This window comes from Bacteroides sp. K03 (genome assembly GCF_019734355.1).
In the GTDB taxonomy this organism is placed as follows: domain Bacteria; phylum Bacteroidota; class Bacteroidia; order Bacteroidales; family Bacteroidaceae; genus Bacteroides; species Bacteroides nordii.
Genome location: NZ_JAASHC010000014.1, coordinates 55,584 through 73,363 on the forward strand (window position 1 = coordinate 55,584; position 17,780 = coordinate 73,363).

A 17,780-nucleotide genomic window follows, 5' to 3' on the forward strand; every position below is an offset into this window, starting at 1 on the left:
TTTATGGCCGCAAAGGTATAAAAAAGCAGGCTTTATTCACACATCGTTGATTAAAAACGCTATATTTGTCGTCATATATTAACTATAAGTCATAAGAATATGAGAAAATTAAACTATGCACGATTTATATTGTTATTAGTATTGACACTTGGTTTAAATGCTTGTGGTGGTGACGATGTTTACTACACAGATGATTATTTGCGTAATAGTGATGAAAAGTTGTGTGGAAAAACGTGGTCGGAAAATTATACAGAAGATAATATGAAGTGTGTCCATCAGCTGAAATTTACGAAAGATAGGAGCGGACAAGAGATATTCAACTATTATCGTGTCGGCGAATCACGTCCTGCACGTACTGAAAGTTATAATTTTGATTGGGAATGGATAGATCAGGAAATGGAAGGGTTGAAACTGGATCGTGGTGCCGGAGAGATTCACTATTTTGATAATGTCTGGGTACGTCAGAACTATCTTTCTGGTAAATTGGATGGTATAGAAGTGACATTTGTAAAAGAATAAAATAACGAATATGAAAATATTGAATCCTATAAAGTTGCTGTTGGTATTGACCATGCTGGCTGTTGGCTTTTCTTCTTGTGAAGAAGATGATGAAACCATCTATGATTATCTCATTGGGCGTACGTGGGTCGGTAATTTAGGCTTTGCCGTAGGACCTTATGATGTGGAAAGTGGTGTCACTTTCAAAGGGAATGATTATGCCATAGATGAGCAATACTATTATGGAGATGGCGGAAGGGCGGCTACCCTGAATCTGCGTTGGTGGATAGATATGGGAACGTTATATCTGGATTATGGTTCGGATTATCCTCTGTTGGAAATCAGAGGAGTGTATGTTACCGGACGTTTCCTTTATGGTGAGCTTTATGCAGATGGAGATTATGAATTCGGCGTCACGTTGGAAGCAAACTAAGTTAAGCCTTATTGTAACCCTTTGATTTTTTGTTTGCAAACTTAGTATTTTAACGGTGATTTAAAATGCATATTAACAGTGTGTTAAGTACGTACTTTTGTGTCCTAAAAGTACGTACTTTTTTATTGTCTGATTTTCAGTTGCTTCTGGGTGTTTTTGATATGTTTTCCAGGTGGGGATCAGAAGAAGAGGTCTTTCTTTTTTTAGCTTTACTATACTTTGTCTGAAAATGGCTGTATTTATAAAAGGGGTAACTCTTTCTGAGCCCCCCTTTTATAAATATCAAATACTAATTTACAATATACGATTATTGCTTTAGAAACAACTTTTTGAAATTAGGCGGATACGGTGTCTCAAACTCCATTAGTTCGTTTGTCACCGGATGATAGAAACAAAGTTTGAAAGCATGCAGAGCCAATCGGCCAATAGGGTTGGGAACACCTTCGCCACCATATCTTCCGTCACCGATAATAGGATGTCCCAAGTCTTGCATATGTACACGAATCTGATTCTTACGTCCTGTTTCCAGATCGAGTTCCATCAATGAGTATCCATTGGCACGTTTGATGGTGTGATAATGTGTGATTGATTTAGAGCCACCATCATCGTACTGACTGGAGCTTACGTATAGTGTACGGTCTGTTAACCAGGAGGTTACTGTGCCGTGATCCTTCTCCATTTCGCCTTCCACAACTGCTACATAGCGACGGTCTGTAACAATATCATGCCAGTATTCGCGCAAAGTATGCTGGGTCTTTTCGTCTTTAGCAAACATCATTATGCCTGATGTATCGCGGTCCAGACGATGTACTACATATACGCGGTGGTGTTTGCCCGAGCGTTGTACATATTCATTCAGGATGGTATAGGCTGTGCGTTCTTTCTGGCGTTCGGTATTCACAGAAAGTAACCCTTCCTTTTTCTCTATTACAATGATAAAGGCATCTTCGTACACAATCTTCAGCAGGCGGTTATTGAATTCTTTCCGGCCTTTATCTTTGCTGATCTGTATTTTCATGCCTGGCTTTAAAGCAAAGTCAAACTGAGTGGTTATTACATTGTCTACATAAACCACACGTTTGCTTAATAATGATTTCAGCTTTGTGCGGCTGGCATCCGGCATTTTAGCGGCGAGGAATTCCATGAGTTCCATTGGTTCCTTCACCAGATAACCGGTATATTGCGCCCGGGCTTTCTCAGCCGGGGTTCTTCTGGGTCTTTTTTCTTTAGCCATTTTTTCTCTTTTATCTGAGTTCAAGCAATACTACATTTTCTACATGGTGCGTATGTGGGAACATATCGACCGGTTGCACGGCTGTCACCTTATATTTCACATCAAGCAGCTGTAAGTCGCGTGCTTGGGTGGCCGGATTACAACTAACGTATACAATCCGTTTGGGTTCGGCAAACAAGATAACATCTACCACATCCTGATGCATTCCGGCACGGGGAGGATCGGTTATAATCACATCCGGACGTCCGTATTCGTTGATGAAATCCTGCGTCAGCATATCTTTCATGTCTCCTGCAAAGAACAGTGCATTATGGATGTCATTGATTTCTGCATTTACTTTTGCATCTTCAATGGCTTCGGGCACATATTCGATACCAATTACCTGGCGGGCCTGACGTGATACGAAGTTAGCGATGGTTCCCGTACCTGTATAAAGGTCATAGACCAGTTCGTTTCCGGTCAATCCGGCAAAGTTACGGGCTATTTTATATAGATTGTATGCTTGCTCCGAGTTTGTCTGGTAGAATGATTTCGGTCCTACTTTGAAGCGCAGTCCTTCCATCTCTTCAAACATATGATCGTTGCCTTTGAATACGTGTACGTCCAGATCATTGATAGTATCGTTACACTTATTATTAATAATGTATAGGAGGGAAGTTATTTCGGGGAATGTATCTGCTACGTATTGCAACAGTTGCTTGAAAAGTTTCATTTCGCTCTCTTCTACAATCTTGCAGATGATAATTACCATCAATTCTCCTGTAGATGATGTGCGGACAATCATGTTGCGAAGCATACCTTCCTGAGAACGCAGGTTGATGAATGAGTAATTGTGTTCGTAGGCATAATCGCGTACTGCATTGCGGATACGATTGGATATATCATCCTGCAACCAGCATTTTTCTATTGCCAATACTTTATCAAATGCTCCGGGAATGTGGAAACCTACAGCATTCATCTGATCGTATTTCACATCCTGTTTTACTTCTTCGTTGGTGAGCCAGCGCTTGTTGGAGAAAGTGAACTCCAGTTTGTTCCGGTAGAATTCGGTTTTGGCAGAACCCAGGATAGGAGATACCTCCGGCAGTTCAATTTTACCAATACGTCTCAGATTATCTTCTACTTGTTTCTGCTTGAATTTTATTTGCTCTGCATAAGGCAACACTTGCCACTTGCAGCCACCGCATACACCATAGTGCTGGCAGAAAGGAACGGCACGTATCGGAGAGAGTTCGTGAAACTTCACTGCTTCTGCTTCGGCATATTTATTCTTTTTACGTTTGATTTGCAGGTTTACTACATCACCCGGTACTACGTAAGGAACAAAAATCACCAGGTCGTCTACTTTTGCTATGGCTTTTCCTTCGGCAGCCACATCCGTAATTGTTATCTTCTCCAGTAGGGGAAGCTCTTTTCTCTTTCTTGCCACTTTTACACCAGTCTAATAAATTATTTCGCAAAAATAGGCATTTTTTCGGGATTTATCTCTATCCTTTGAAATAATAAAGATTGCAATGTCGAAATTGCATTTTAGCAGAAACTTTTTTCGCTAAAAGTTTTTTGGTTTACGAAATATACTTAGATTTGCGAACAGAAAAACCCAATAGACAACTTTAAATACATATTATGGACAAAAAAAGAGTTTATACTTTTGGTAATGGCCAGGCAGAAGGCAAGGCCGACATGAAGAATTTATTAGGTGGCAAAGGTGCCAATCTTGCAGAAATGAACCTTATCGGGGTTCCTGTTCCTCCCGGATTTACTATCACAACAGACGTTTGTACCGAATATTATGAACTGGGACAAGATAAAGTCGTAGCTCTCCTGAAAAATGAAGTAGAAAAAGCAATTGAGAATATTGAAGTCTTGATGAAGTCGAAGTTCGGCGATATTGAGAACCCTTTGCTGGTTTCCGTTCGTTCCGGAGCACGTGCTTCTATGCCGGGTATGATGGATACGATTCTTAATCTGGGGTTGAATGACGAGGTAGTGGAAGGATTGACCCGTAAGACCGGGAATGCCCGTTTTGCATGGGATTCTTATCGCCGTTTTGTACAGATGTACGGTGATGTGGTGTTGGGTATGAAACCTGTGAACAAGGAAGACGTGGATCCGTTTGAAGCTATCATCGAAGACGTGAAACATGCAAAAGGAGTGAAGCTGGACAATGAACTTGAAGTGGCGGATCTTAAAGAACTTGTAAAACGTTTCAAAGCTGCTGTAAAAGAACAGACCGGAAAAGATTTCCCGACTTGTGCCTACGAACAACTTTGGGGTGCCGTATGTGCAGTATTTAATTCATGGATGAACGAACGTGCGATCCTTTACCGTAAGATGGAGGGAATTCCTGATGAATGGGGTACAGCTGTCAGTGTACAGGCTATGGTATTCGGTAATATGGGTGAAACTTCTGCTACGGGTGTTTGCTTCTCACGTGATGCCGCTACCGGTGAAGATCTCTTCAATGGTGAGTATTTGATTAATGCACAGGGTGAAGACGTTGTAGCAGGTATTCGTACTCCGCAACAGATTACTAAGATTGGTTCTCAACGCTGGGCCGTACTGGCTGGTGTGACCGAAGATATTCGTGCTGCTAAATTCCCTTCAATGGAAGAGGCAATGCCCGAAATTTATAAGCAATTGGATGAATTGCAGACTAAACTGGAAAATCATTATCGCGATATGCAGGACATGGAGTTCACTGTACAGGAAGGTAAATTGTGGTTCCTGCAGACTCGTAACGGAAAACGTACCGGTGCGGCTATGGTGAAAATTGCTATGGACTTGCTCCATCAGGGAATGATTGACGAGAAAACAGCTTTGATGCGTGTTGAACCCAATAAACTGGATGAACTTCTTCACCCGGTATTCGATAAAAATGCTTTGAAACAAGCGAAAGTATTGACTCGTGGTTTGCCGGCTTCTCCGGGAGCTGCAACCGGACAGATCGTTTTCTTTGCTGATGATGCTGCCGAATGGGCTGCAGGGGGTAAGAAAGTGGTTATGGTACGTGTTGAGACTTCTCCTGAAGACCTTGCAGGTATGGCTGTGGCACAGGGTATTCTTACTGCACGTGGTGGAATGACTTCACATGCTGCTGTTGTGGCTCGTGGTATGGGTAAATGTTGCGTCTCAGGTGCAGGTGCATTAAATATTGACTATAAAGCACGCACGGTTGAAGTAGATGGTGTTTTGCTGAAAGAAGGTGATTATATTTCATTGAATGGTAGTACGGGTGAAGTTTATCAGGGTAAGGTAGAAACCAAAGCTGCTGAACTTTCCGGTGACTTTGCCGAATTGATGGCATTGGCCGATAAATATACAAAACTTCAGGTACGTACTAATGCCGATACTCCGCATGATGCGAGAGTAGCCCGTGATTTTGGTGCCGTTGGTATTGGGCTTTGCCGTACGGAGCATATGTTCTTTGAAGGAGAAAAGATTAAGGCAATGCGTGAAATGATTCTGGCAGAAGATGCCGAGGGACGTCGTAAGGCATTGGCTAAAATCCTTCCGTACCAGCAGGCTGACTTTAAGGGAATATTCAAGGCAATGGAAGGTTGTCCGGTGACTGTACGTCTGCTTGATCCTCCTTTGCATGAGTTTGTACCGCATGATTTGAAAGGACAGCAGGAAATGGCAAATACCATGGGGGTAAGCCTGCAATATATTCAACAGCGTGTAGAGTCACTTTGTGAGCACAATCCGATGTTGGGCCACCGTGGTTGCCGTTTAGGAAATACATATCCTGAAATTACTCAGATGCAGACACGTGCTATTTTAGGTGCTGCACTTGAATTGAAGAAAGAGGGGGTTGAGACTCATCCTGAAATCATGGTGCCTCTGACCGGTATCTTGTATGAGTTTAAACAACAGGAAGACGTGATTCGTGCGGAAGCTGAAAAACTGTTTGCTGAAGTAGGTGATCGTATCGACTTCAAGGTAGGTACAATGATTGAAATTCCACGTGCTGCCCTGACTGCCGACCGTATCGCTTCTTCTGCCGAGTTCTTCTCATTCGGTACAAATGACCTGACTCAGATGACCTTTGGTTATTCTCGTGATGATATCGCTTCCTTCCTTCCAGTCTATCTGGAAAAGAAGATTCTGAAAGTAGACCCATTTCAGGTACTCGATCAGAAGGGTGTAGGCCAATTGGTACGTATGGCAACAGAAAAAGGCCGTGCTGTTCGTCCGGACTTGAAATGTGGTATTTGTGGTGAACATGGTGGTGAACCATCTTCTGTGAAGTTCTGTCATAGAGTGGGATTGAACTATGTGAGCTGTTCTCCGTTCAGAGTACCTATTGCAAGACTTGCAGCCGCACAAGCAGCGATAGAAGATTGATAATTAGTACTGTATATTAATTTTGAGAGAGGGAAGCCATTCAAACAGGTTTCCCTCTTTTATTTTCCTTGTTTGGGTATTTTATAAAAAACTAACTAAAAAATTGTATAATCAGAACTCTTGTTATACCTTTGCGCCCCGAAAATAAATAGACACCGGATGCTTGCCTATTTTATGTTTAATTTAAAATAAAAAGAAAAATGAAAAAACTATTAGTATTTTTGTTTGTTGTGGTTGCAACTTTGTCTGTGAATGCGCAGGATATTTACATGGGTGGTACATTCAATTTATGGCGTAATACTGATGCCAATAGAACAAATTTTACAATAGCTCCGGAAGTTGGTTATAACCTCAGTGAGAAATGGGCGGTAGGTGTAACTTTCTCGTATGCTCATGACTATTTGAAGGGATTGAAGACAAATAGTGTTGCTATTGCACCTTATGCTCGTTTTTCATATTATGAGAATAAGATTGTAAGACTGTTTGTTGACGGTGGTTTGGGATTTTCTACAAGCCGCGTGAAAGATGCTGATGATGCAATGAACGGTTATGAAATCGGATTACAACCGGGTATCGCTCTTAAACTGAACAAGAGTTTTAGTCTTGTTGCTAAATGTGGCTTTGTTGGTTTCAGAGATGATTATACAGTAAAAGAAGATGGCTTTGGTATCAGCTTACGTAGTGAAGATCTGAGCTTTGGTTTCCACTATGAATTTTAATAAACCAATTTTGAAAATTTAGAGCGAAGATTCTTTATTTTCTAATAAAAATAGGGAAGGGAGTTCCGGTAAATAGGGAATTCCCTTTTTTATGTATGTAATATCTATTTGTTTTGTAATTGTTGACTTAATATTTGTTTTGTGTGTAATTAGATTATACATTTGTATATTGTTGTTAGATACAGAGGCTAAATGACTTTTTATTAATTAAAACACTAAAATCATGAAGAAAAGTATTTTGTTAGTGATGTTTGCTTTATTATCGGTAGCAGGTTTCTCACAGGTTTCATGGAATGCTAAAGTCGGTATGAATATTAGCAACTTTACAGGTGATCTGGATGTGAGTGCAAAAGTTGGTGTTAAATTAGGGGTAGGAATGGAATATGCCTTTAATGATACATGGTTATTACAACCTTCCTTATTCTTATCCCAGAAGGGGGCTAAGTTTAGTGCAACTGTTTCTGGCGATGAAGCTGATGTGAAATTCAACGCTATGTATTTTGAATTACCAATTATGATGGCAGCACGTTTTAATGTGGCTAATAATACAAATATTGTGGTAAGTGCCGGTCCGTATATGGCTTATGGAGTAGGAGGGAAAACCAGAACAAAAATGAGGATTGGAGGAGCGAAGACAGATATAAAAGAAAACACTTTTGGTAGTGATGCTTTTGATCGTTTTGATGCAGGCTTAGGAGTTGGTGTTGCGGCTGAGTTTGGTCGGATTATAGTAGGACTCGACGGGCAGTTTGGTTTGGTGAAGTTGATGGATATGAACATTGACTCCAATCCAAAAAATATAAACTGTGCTATTACTTTAGGATATAAATTTTAAGATAACCCCTGACTGTTTTTATTAATAAACGAAGCTCCCACCTTATTCTTCAAGAATGAAGTGGGAGTTTTTTTATAGAATGACTATGCTCTCTTAATCAGCCAGTCTTTTCAGTTTCTTGAAATGCTCTATTACCGCCAGATAATCACGGTCACAACAGGCATCAAATTTATTCCATACGTCTCCCAATACTACAGCACCACCGAAGCCGAAATCTTTTATTTCCGGTAAATTATCTTCGTTGATGCCTCCAAGGGCCATGACTTTACAGTCTATAATTTTATCTTTTTGTGCCTGGCGAAGTTCTTCGGCAGTGTATGTAGAGTAATAATTGACTTTTGAAATACTGTCGTAGATAGGGCTCATGAACACATAGTCGTAAAAATGCTTTTTATTTTTTACTTCTTCTACTGAATGGCATGAACAACTTACATGTCCGGCGTAATCATGCGGTTCTTTAGGGTTACGACTATTCAAATGAATTCCCATCAGATTGAATTCTTCTTTCAGATAGAAATGTTCATGTGTTACGATACGATTGTGATATCTTTCCGGTATGAGTGTCAAAAGACGTTCTGAGTACATAGCGGGCGTTTCCGGTTTTCTAAGATGTAGGATATCCAGACCCTCTTCAAAAAGAGCAGTAATTATTTTATCCTCTTCAATGAAGAAGGTGGGGGTGGTAACTACAATAAGCTTCATTTTTTATGTTAAACAGTTTGTTTAGCAAAGTTAGTAATTAACTATTTGCGAGACCAACGTTTATAGTGAAAATATGTTAGATTGCCATGTCCGCAAGTCAATTGTCCATAGTTTACCGGCTAAAACCTCTCCAAAACCGCAGATTATCTTTAAAACTTCGGTAGCCTCTACACTTCCGGTAATGGCAGGTGTGACACCTATTACTCCTTTAGGTGGAGGAGGCATACGGAGCATCTCTTCTTCGTTGGGGTATAAATCCCGGTATGTCTTTTTGGTCTTGCCATAGTTGAATACAGATACCTGACCTTCAAAGCCACAGATGGCTCCGTAGACATAGGGCTTGCCTTGTTCTGCACAGACATCATTGATCAGATATCGTGTAGCAAAGTTGTCACAACCATCCACAACAATATCATAGTCACTGATAAGGTCTTTGGCATTTTCTTTGCTCAACCGGCCCGGGCAGGAGTTTACTGTAATTTCACTATTGAGTGCTGTAAGGCGCATAGCGGCGCATACTGCTTTAAAATCGCCTAATTCATCTTCTGTGTATAATACTTGCCGTTGCAGATTGCTGATACTTACTTCATCGTCATCTACGAGTCCCAGTGTACCGACTCCTGCTCCTGCTAAATAAAGGGCGATAGGAGAACCGAGTCCTCCCACACCGACTATCAGAACTTTAGCGGCTTTTAGCTTGGCTTGTCCTTCTTCTCCAATTTCCGGAAGAATTATTTGTCTGTTGTAACGCATGGATATATTTACTATTGGACAATTTACGATTTACGATTGAAATTACTTGGGTTTACATGAATATATTTACGATTAGACAATTTACGATTTACAATTGAAAAATGATTTTCTATATTGGATATATATAAGTGGGAGGACTAATTTCAATCGTAAATTGTAAATCGTTCAATCGTAAATATATTAAATTCTCATTGTTGTTTATAATCAAAAGTCTGATCCCAGTCTTTCCATATCGGTTCGCGCCCCAGCTTTTTCAGAGCCTTTTCTACCTCTGTGGCTTTGCGCTCATCACTGACATGAAATTGCTCGAGCGTTTGTGGATAGCTGTAATATCCGCCCGGCTCTGTTTTGCTTTCGGCACTCATAGTAGTTACACCTAATGTTGCCATATTATTACGGATTTCCGCACTCTCACGGGTGGAGTAGGAGATATCTACATCGTGATCGAAGATACGCATGGCAAAGGTGAGTTGTGCCAGTTCACGGTCGTTCATAACAACGTTTGGCTGAAAACCGCCATTTTCGGAAGGGCGCATACGTGGGAAGTTCACACTATACTTGGTTTTCCAGTAATGCTTTTGCAGATAGCGCAGGTGGTATGCCATCATTGTCACGTCGGTACGCCATTCTTCCAGCCCTATAAGTACGCCCATGCCTATTTTGTGAACACCTGCCTGTCCCATGCGGTCGAAACCATTAACGCGCCATTCAAATTTAGACTTCATGCCACGGGGATGGTAGGTTTTATAGTTTGCTTTGTTGTAGGTTTCCTGAAAGCAAATAACGCCATTCAGACCGTGATGGGTCAGTTCTTCATATTCCTCTGCCTTCAGTGGCATAACTTCTATTTGCAAATTACTGAAATAGGGTTTTGCCAGATCGAGTGCCCGTGCTATATACGGTACTCCTGCGGCAGCCGGGTTTTCTCCTGTCACCAACAGCAGGTTCTCGAAAGGAGCCAGTTTTTTGATGGCTTTGTACTCATTTACCATCTCTTCTTCTGTTAATATAGTACGCTTCATCGGGTTGCTGATGTGGAAACCGCAATAGACGCATGAGTTGGTACATGAGTTGGTAAGATAGAGAGGCACGAACATGGAAATCGTCTTTCCGAAACGCTCCATTGTATATTTTTGGCTAAGCCGTGCCATGACCTCAAGATAAGGGGCTGCGGCTGGTGAGATTAATGCCATAAAGTCATTAACGTCACAATGTTCTTTTCCTAATGCCCGACGTACATCGGCATCTGTCTTGGAATAGATGGCTTTCGTCGTCTCCTCCCAGGATATTTTATCTAATTCATCTGAAAACATTTTATTTTTTTCTTTTAGTAGTCTGATTTATTTTCTTCAGTGTATTCCGGATTGTTGTTGTTACTCCTTTTGAAAAGAATTCTGTTTCAACACTTTCGAGAATGATACGTAATTCACCCAACAGTTCTGGCTCTTTCTGGCAGAGCCGGTAAGCGGTCTTGATGCACAAAGCTTGTACTCCGATACTTTCAGCGGGCGAGAACATACGGTCGAAACAGAAATTCAGCAGAGGAACAGATATAGGTTCCTGTACCGGAAGATTGAAGAGAATGGAAAGAAGCAGGCGTTTTGAACCGTCGTGTGTACAACTCAACAAGCGTCCTGTCAGTTCTTCCCGTAACGGGACAAACCAACCGGGATGAACCTCGCTTAGCTTTTCGCAAACCCATAATGCACGCCATGAAACGAGGCGTTTGCTGTCGAAAGTGAGTTTGTACATATCCGGTAATTCCTCCGGATGAAGGCTGAGAGATTTTACCATTGGTTCAATGTTCAATTCAGAGATATGCACCAACAGGGCATTACGAAACTCGTCGATTCTTTCCATATCTGTTTATTCTTCTTTCTTTGTGTTTTTGAGTTCACGACTCAGACGCATGGCACAGAAGTTAGGACCGCACATCGTACAATATTCTCCGTCTGTATGCCGCCCGGCATGGAAATAGGAGAAAGCACGTTCGGGGTCAAGTGAAAGGTCGAACTGGTCTTTCCAACGGAATTCATAACGGGCTTTGCTTAGTGCATTATCACGTACTTGTGCACCGGGATGTCCTTTTGCAAGATCGGCTGCATGAGCAGCAATTTTGTAAGTGATCACTCCCACACGTACGTCTTCTTTGTCGGGCAGAGCAAGATGTTCTTTCGGAGTGACATAGCAGAGCATTGCTGTGCCCAACCAACCAATCTGTGCAGCACCAATAGCCGATGTGATATGGTCATATCCGGGAGCGATGTCTGTAACCAACGGACCGAGGGTATAGAAAGGAGCATTGTGACATTTTTCTATCTGACGTTCCATGTTTTCTTTGATTTTGTGCATAGGTACATGTCCGGGCCCTTCAATGAATGCCTGCACATTCTTTTCCCAGGCACGCACTACAAGCTCTCCCATGGTGTCGAGCTCGGCAAATTGTGCTTCATCATTAGCATCGTGGATAGAACCGGGGCGAAGGCCGTCTCCCAATGAAACGGCTACATCATATTGTGCTAAAATATCACAGATGTCATCAAAATGCTCGTAGAGGAAACTTTCACGGTCATGTACAAGGCACCATTTACTCATAATACTTCCCCCACGGCTTACAATTCCACAAAGACGTTTTTCTGCCAGATGTACATTGTGACGGCGAATTCCTGCATGGATGGTGAAATAGTCTACACCCTGTTCGCATTGTTCAATCAAAGTATCGCGGTAAAGTTCCCAGGTAAGGTCTTCTACTTTCCCATTAACTTTCTCCAGAGCCTGATAGATGGGTACAGTACCTACCGGTACCGGGCAATTACGAATGATCCACTCGCGTGTTTCATGGATATTTTCTCCTGTTGAGAGATCCATAAGTGTGTCGCCGCCCCATTTGCAGCTCCATACGGCTTTTTCCACTTCTTCGTCAATACCGGAGGTTGTGGCAGAGTTTCCGATATTCGTATTGATTTTCACCAGGAAGTTACGTCCGATAATCATAGGTTCTGCTTCCGGGTGATTAATATTAGCAGGTAATACAGCACGTCCTTCGGCTATTTCCTGACGGACAAATTCAGGAGTGATGTATGTTTCTATACCCAATTCTTCGCAGTTCATATTTTCACGGATAGCTACGTATTCCATCTCCGGAGTGATGATACCACGTTTGGCATATGCCATTTGAGTGATGTGTTCACCTTTCTTTGCCCGGTAGGGTAGAGCGATATGCTCAAAGCGCAGATGATCTAATCCTTTGTCATTCCGGCGTATACGGCCATATTCAGAAGTAATTTCGGGTAATTGTTCTACGTCGTTCCGTTTCAGAATCCATGCTTCACGCAAGCGTGGTAAGCCTTTTTTCAGGTCGATAGATACATTGGTATCACTGAAAGGGCCACTGGTGTCATATACATAAACTTTTGGATTGGGTGTTATAATCTTCTCGTTACCATCGAAAGTTGTGCTTGGCACTTGTTCTACTCTACGCATAGCTACCCGTATTTCGGGGAATAATTTGCCGGGCATATACACTTTCTCAGAGCGTGGGAATTTTATTTTTTGTTCCATATACTTAGTTGTTAAATTACAGTGCGTCGATGTCGCAGGTATTTATTGTATGTTTAGAAATGCTGTAAGCGGAGAGCTTGCTTCTGCTATGAGGTTATCCGCTTGCATGCCTAAACCAGCTTCATAAGCCATACGTCCGGCTTCTACTGCCATCTTGAATGCTTTGGCCATTTCTAACGGATCACTTGCTACCGCAATGGCTGTATTGACCAGACAGGCAGATGCACCTAACTCCATGGCTTCTGCCGCATGACTTGGAGCACCGATACCGGCATCTACTACTACAGGGATATTGGCTTGTTCGATGATAATTTTCAGGAATTCTTTCGTTTGCAACCCCTTGTTTGTTCCGATAGGAGCACCCAGTGGCATTACTGTTGCAGCACCGGCTTCTTCCAGTTGTTTACAAAGCACAGGGTCGGCTTGGCAATAGGGGAGTACAACAAAGCCTAATTTCACTAATTCTTCAGTTGCCTTCAGGGTTTCTACAGAATCGGGAAGGAGATAACGTGGGTCGGGATGAATTTCGAGTTTCAGCCAGTTTGTACCGAATGCTTCACGTGCCATTTGTGCGGCAAATATAGCCTCTTCGGCATTTCTTACTCCCGACGTATTGGGCAATAACTGAATATGCGGATGGATGATATGTTTCAGCATGTCATCTTCTTTGTTATCCATATCAATACGCTTCATAGCTACTGTCACCATTTCAGTGCCCGATGCCAGAAGAGATTGTTCCATCAGTTCATTAGAGTTGAATTTGCCTGTTCCTAAGAAAAGACGGGAGTTGAACTCACGTCCCGCAATAATAAGTTTTTCCATATCTGTGATTTGTGAATTATAATTTATGAATTATCGAGAGGAATCTTTTTTAGAAGTTAATTGATAGAATACGGTTGGTTTCCTCTATCGGATTTTCTGCCCGCAAGATGGTACCGGAAAGGGCGATAGCATTTACTCCGGTTTTCATAATGTCGGGGATATCTTCGAAAGTAATTCCTCCGATGGCAACTACCGGCAGCGTGATATCTTCTTTTTCCATCAGTGAAAGAATGGATGTGTATCCTTCCAGCCCTAACACGGGACTCAGATTTTTTTTAGTTGTAGTAAAGCGGAAGGGGCCTATCCCTACATAATCAACTCCTGCCTCATATAGCATTTTTACATCTTCGAAGGTATTGGCTGTTCCTCCGATGATAAATTGTTCTCCCATTCGTTGACGGGCTTCTGCTACCGGCATATCCATTTTACCCAGATGTACTCCGTCTACTTCTAACTTAATTGCCAGTTCTACATGGTCATCCAATATTAGGATGGACTCGTATTCCCGGCACATTTGTTGCAATTGCAGGGCAACGGCTTCTACCTCTTCAAGCGGGGCCTCTTTCATTCGTAGTTGTATCCATTTGCATCCGCCTTCGAGTGCCATACGTGCCGAGTCCAGATACGAATACTTTTCTGTCTGGTGGGTAATAAATTGTAGATTGATCATTTTTTATCCTCCGCAAGCTGCTTTAATAATAACCAGATTGTCACTCTCATGCAGTACAAATTTATCCCACTCTGTGCGTGGAATCATTTTATTGTTTACCGCGATGGCAATGCCTTGCGAAGAAAGTTCCAACTGTTCGGTCAGTTGGGTGATGGTAGAAGCATCTGTGATTTTTACTTCTTTGTTGTTAACTTGTACTTTCATTGTTACAGAATTAAAATTATAATGAAAGTAAATACAAAGAGAGTGCTAATGGTGGAGGCGATAAAAGTAACACAATCCCTACGTCAGTACTAACTGCATCAGGTTCCAGGGTATAATCTCAGCCCCTATAGGGCACCCCTTTGTTTTTACAGGGGCAAAGTAAATGAAAAAGATGCAGAAAAACGGCAAAACGGAGGATTATTTTTTGATGGATGTATAGAAAATGTTCATCCGGCAAATACGTAGTTTGTTAATATTGTTAATGCCATTTTTAACGCTTTGGATATGCTATCCTATATTGTACACTTTAATATATCAAAAGTGTACAATATAGGATGGCAAAAGTGTACAATTAACATTCGGATAAGTGTACACTCTTGTTTGTCTTTATATAATAGGATTATATTTCTTGAAAATCAGTGGGTTATATAAAGGTGAATACTCGTATCCCATCTCACATCTCTTCTTTTAAAAAAACTTGTAGTTACTTTTTTGATAACTCCGCGTTTGTTGGATGAACCTAAAAAAAAGACTATCACTCAATTTTGAGTGATAGTCTTTTTTACAATGTTGAGGGGTTTATTACATTCGTTTGTCAACTACTTCCCAATCGATAATGTCCCAAAGGGCATTTACATGATCTGCACGACGGTTCTGATAATCCAGATAGTAGGAATGTTCCCACACGTCAAAGCCTAAAATCGGTTTCAGTCCGGCACGTACCGGGTTGCTTCCGTTGGCTTCTTTAGTGATGTGCAGTTTGCCATTTTTGTCTACTGACAACCAGGCCCAACCTGAACCGAACAATCCAACTGCAGCTGCATTGAATTCTTTCTTAAAGTTTTCAAAGCTACCAAAGTCACGTTTGATGGCTTCTGCCAATTTACCGGAAGGTTCTTTCTTTGAAGGCTTTCCTACAAATTGTAAAAAGTAGAGTGTATGATTCAGTACCTGTCCGGCATTATTGAAAATGGCACCATCCGGCGCTTTTGCTACGATCTCTTCTACGGTCTTACCTTCGAACTCGGTTCCCGGAACAAGGCTATTGAGATTATTTACGTAGGTTTGCAGATGTTTACCATAATGAAAATCTATAGTTTGCTGACTGATTACAGGTTCCAGCGCATTATTAGCGTACGGAAGTTTAGGCATCTCGTAAGTCATGGTTATAAATATTAAAGACATTAATAATGTATTCATAATGTTTGGTTATTAACTATACACTATTAACATACGAAAACCCATAAATGTTTATAGAGACAATCAAAAATCTATCTGTTTGTTCTATTTAATTATAATTTGTTCCGTTATCTCCGGATTTCCCTTTGCTGTTTTCCGTATCCATCGTCCGGCCTGATCGTATTCATAATACATGTTGCTATCTATCTGGTTCCCAAATTCATCATACGCGAAATACTGTGAGCAGACTCTTTTTTCGTTGTTTACCAGTATTTGTGTAGAAATGATTTTTGCCAGATAACCGTATTTATCATATTCATATACATCTGTCTGTGAACTGATTTGTGTCGGTAGCGGATTTTTAGGGAGCGGCAATACATATTGTGACCTTATTTCATTTCCTTTGCTGTCATATTGATGCACTGTGGACGAGAGCATAACATCTTTATTGTACTCCTTTTCTTCTATTAGTTTTCCCTGATGATTGTAGCTGTTCAATACCAGTCTGCCATCGGTATATTTCAGTGAATCACTCTGGATTGTTCCATCAGTATCAAATGTTCTTGTCCTCTTATATATTTCTTTTTTGTTTTGCTATTTATCTGTATTTCCTGTATACATCTATCCTGTGCATCGTAAAAGAAAGAGGTATGGAATTGCAGGTTACCGGTAGTAATGTCTATACCCGCCGGCTTTCCGTTTTTCAGATAAGTATATACCTCTGTGGTATTTTTATTATTTTGCTTTTCTTCTGTTTTCGTCAGTATTCCTTTTTTGTAATATTTGATCGAAGCAGGAGTAATCCATATCACCGAATCTTCGAACTGCTTGCACAAGTCCTGTGCTTTGTCGCGAAACTCTCTGTATTTATGTGTAGTCAGAAAATCTCGAACTAATCCCAGTTTACTGTTGCTATTCACTTCCGGTTTCATCAGTTCATAGTCCACACTGTCTTTTATGTATTCCAGTTCAGAGGTATATTTGCGCTGGCCTTCTTCCAGATAAGATGCGTTCTCATAATCACTGATGCATTGTTTCTTAGATACCGGTGCTCCCGCTTGTTGTATCATGGAAAAGAGATAATCATCATATAAATCACGTACCTCCGGAGTGTATTTACGGCCGGACATTCCGTTGAAATAACGGTTCAAAGTTGTATTATCGAAAAAGTTCTTGAAATTGGCATGAGTGGGTGCCCGTTTCACATTGTCGTATAAGAGTTGGTTGTATTCATTCATGAGTTTTACCAGATATTTGCCTTTCGGAAATTCATTGAAGTAATTCTCATATTTGCCGGCGTTATTTTTCTCTTCACAGTCTTTCATTAATGCATCTTCTCTTGTTATGTAGAAGAGATCCATCTGTGCATGTGAAATGGGGTATTTGCCGCTTTTAGCTCCTTCTATTAATTGTTTGCTCAATGTCAGTTTGTCTTGTGTTGTATTCAATACTTCGGTTATCACCTTGTTGGTACGTTCCCGCAAAGGAGCAAAATCTATTTCGTTTTCATTACAAATAGCGGGCAAGCTTCCTTTGACGGCTTTAGCGTAGGTAGGGTAGTAGTCGGCGGCACTTTTATTGTCCGGTTGGGTCCACAGGCGGCACATGATGTCCATTAGTTCTACTTCGGCTGCAAATGCCTGGATTGTTTTCTCATCCAGCTTCTCGCGGCCTTTTTGAAATTTCTCGGTTTCATTTTCACTTAGGAGTTTTAGGAGCTTCCCCACACGGTCTTGTTTCTGTGCCATGACTTGTAAGGCTCCTGTTGTCATATTTATGAGAAGAATGGCAACTAAAGAGATACTCTTTTTTATCATACCTGT

General features: G+C 41.2%; 18 protein-coding genes and 1 riboswitch. Of the genes, 5 read left to right on the forward strand and 13 right to left on the reverse strand.

What is annotated here, in order from left to right; genetic code table 11:
- The first annotated feature begins 99 nt into the window (after positions 1-99).
- Both HCG69_RS11570 and HCG69_RS11575 read left to right on the forward strand, forming a co-directional pair.
- Positions 100-519: a hypothetical protein gene (locus tag HCG69_RS11570; RefSeq protein WP_002559847.1), complete on the forward strand. Its 420-nt coding sequence runs from the start codon at positions 100-102 to the stop codon at positions 517-519.
- A gap of 10 nt (positions 520-529) precedes the next feature.
- A complete protein-coding gene (locus HCG69_RS11575; protein WP_221650180.1) occupies positions 530-931 on the forward strand; it encodes a hypothetical protein in 402 nt (133 codons plus the stop codon).
- Positions 932-1,238: 307 nt separating this feature from the next.
- On the opposite strand, the gene HCG69_RS11580 is transcribed toward HCG69_RS11575, so the two are convergent.
- Complete coding sequence (locus HCG69_RS11580) at positions 1,239-2,165, reverse strand: RluA family pseudouridine synthase (protein WP_221650181.1); 927 nt, start codon at positions 2,163-2,165, stop codon at positions 1,239-1,241.
- A 10-nt stretch (positions 2,166-2,175) separates the two neighbouring features.
- Positions 2,176-3,594 carry a 23S rRNA (uracil(1939)-C(5))-methyltransferase RlmD gene (gene rlmD, locus HCG69_RS11585; protein WP_221650182.1) on the reverse strand — a complete coding sequence of 473 codons (1,419 nt, stop codon included), beginning with the start codon at positions 3,592-3,594 and terminating at the stop codon, positions 2,176-2,178.
- Positions 3,595-3,791: 197 nt separating this feature from the next.
- On the opposite strand from rlmD, the gene ppdK reads away from it, so the two are divergent.
- The 3 genes from ppdK (at position 3,792) to HCG69_RS11600 (ending at position 8,066) form a co-directional block, all read left to right on the forward strand.
- Complete coding sequence (gene ppdK, locus HCG69_RS11590) at positions 3,792-6,512, forward strand: pyruvate, phosphate dikinase (RefSeq protein WP_007485863.1); 2,721 nt, start codon at positions 3,792-3,794, stop codon at positions 6,510-6,512.
- A gap of 200 nt (positions 6,513-6,712) precedes the next feature.
- Complete coding sequence (locus HCG69_RS11595; protein ID WP_221650183.1) at positions 6,713-7,231, forward strand: outer membrane beta-barrel protein; 519 nt, start codon at positions 6,713-6,715, stop codon at positions 7,229-7,231.
- Between the two features lie 223 nt (positions 7,232-7,454).
- Positions 7,455-8,066, forward strand: coding sequence for a porin family protein (locus HCG69_RS11600; protein WP_002559928.1), 612 nt, complete (start codon positions 7,455-7,457; stop codon positions 8,064-8,066).
- Positions 8,067-8,159: 93 nt separating this feature from the next.
- On the opposite strand, the gene HCG69_RS11605 is transcribed toward HCG69_RS11600, so the two are convergent.
- From HCG69_RS11605 to HCG69_RS11650, 11 genes are all read right to left on the reverse strand, one after another.
- Positions 8,160-8,768: a thiamine phosphate synthase gene (locus HCG69_RS11605; RefSeq protein WP_002559929.1), complete on the reverse strand. Its 609-nt coding sequence runs from the start codon at positions 8,766-8,768 to the stop codon at positions 8,160-8,162.
- Between the two features lie 60 nt (positions 8,769-8,828).
- Positions 8,829-9,521 (reverse strand): HesA/MoeB/ThiF family protein, encoded by a 693-nt coding sequence (locus tag HCG69_RS11610; RefSeq protein ID WP_002559930.1) that lies wholly within the window; start codon positions 9,519-9,521, stop codon positions 8,829-8,831.
- 188 nt (positions 9,522-9,709) lie between these two features.
- The gene (thiH, locus tag HCG69_RS11615) at positions 9,710-10,834 is read right to left on the reverse strand and encodes a 2-iminoacetate synthase ThiH (protein WP_002559931.1); all 1,125 of its coding nucleotides are present in this window, start codon (positions 10,832-10,834) and stop codon (positions 9,710-9,712) included.
- A 1-nt stretch (position 10,835) separates the two neighbouring features.
- A complete protein-coding gene (locus HCG69_RS11620) occupies positions 10,836-11,381 on the reverse strand; it encodes a hypothetical protein (protein ID WP_122201574.1) in 546 nt (181 codons plus the stop codon).
- A gap of 6 nt (positions 11,382-11,387) precedes the next feature.
- The gene (thiC, locus tag HCG69_RS11625; RefSeq protein ID WP_122201575.1) at positions 11,388-13,082 is read right to left on the reverse strand and encodes a phosphomethylpyrimidine synthase ThiC; all 1,695 of its coding nucleotides are present in this window, start codon (positions 13,080-13,082) and stop codon (positions 11,388-11,390) included.
- Between the two features lie 42 nt (positions 13,083-13,124).
- Entirely contained in the window at positions 13,125-13,904 is a 780-nt protein-coding gene (locus HCG69_RS11630) for a thiazole synthase (RefSeq protein WP_122201576.1), read from the reverse strand.
- 49 nt (positions 13,905-13,953) lie between these two features.
- Positions 13,954-14,574: a thiamine phosphate synthase gene (locus HCG69_RS11635; protein ID WP_122201577.1), complete on the reverse strand. Its 621-nt coding sequence runs from the start codon at positions 14,572-14,574 to the stop codon at positions 13,954-13,956.
- Positions 14,575-14,577: 3 nt separating this feature from the next.
- The gene (thiS, locus tag HCG69_RS11640; RefSeq protein ID WP_002559936.1) at positions 14,578-14,778 is read right to left on the reverse strand and encodes a sulfur carrier protein ThiS; all 201 of its coding nucleotides are present in this window, start codon (positions 14,776-14,778) and stop codon (positions 14,578-14,580) included.
- Between the two features lie 58 nt (positions 14,779-14,836).
- A riboswitch (TPP riboswitch) is annotated at positions 14,837-14,928 on the reverse strand.
- A 432-nt stretch (positions 14,929-15,360) separates the two neighbouring features.
- Positions 15,361-15,978 (reverse strand): superoxide dismutase, encoded by a 618-nt coding sequence (locus HCG69_RS11645; RefSeq protein ID WP_221650184.1) that lies wholly within the window; start codon positions 15,976-15,978, stop codon positions 15,361-15,363.
- 84 nt (positions 15,979-16,062) lie between these two features.
- Complete coding sequence (locus HCG69_RS20715) at positions 16,063-16,455, reverse strand: hypothetical protein (protein ID WP_255585858.1); 393 nt, start codon at positions 16,453-16,455, stop codon at positions 16,063-16,065.
- A gap of 23 nt (positions 16,456-16,478) precedes the next feature.
- The gene (locus tag HCG69_RS11650) at positions 16,479-17,774 is read right to left on the reverse strand and encodes a hypothetical protein (protein ID WP_255585859.1); all 1,296 of its coding nucleotides are present in this window, start codon (positions 17,772-17,774) and stop codon (positions 16,479-16,481) included.
- Positions 17,775-17,780: the final 6 nt, after the last annotated feature.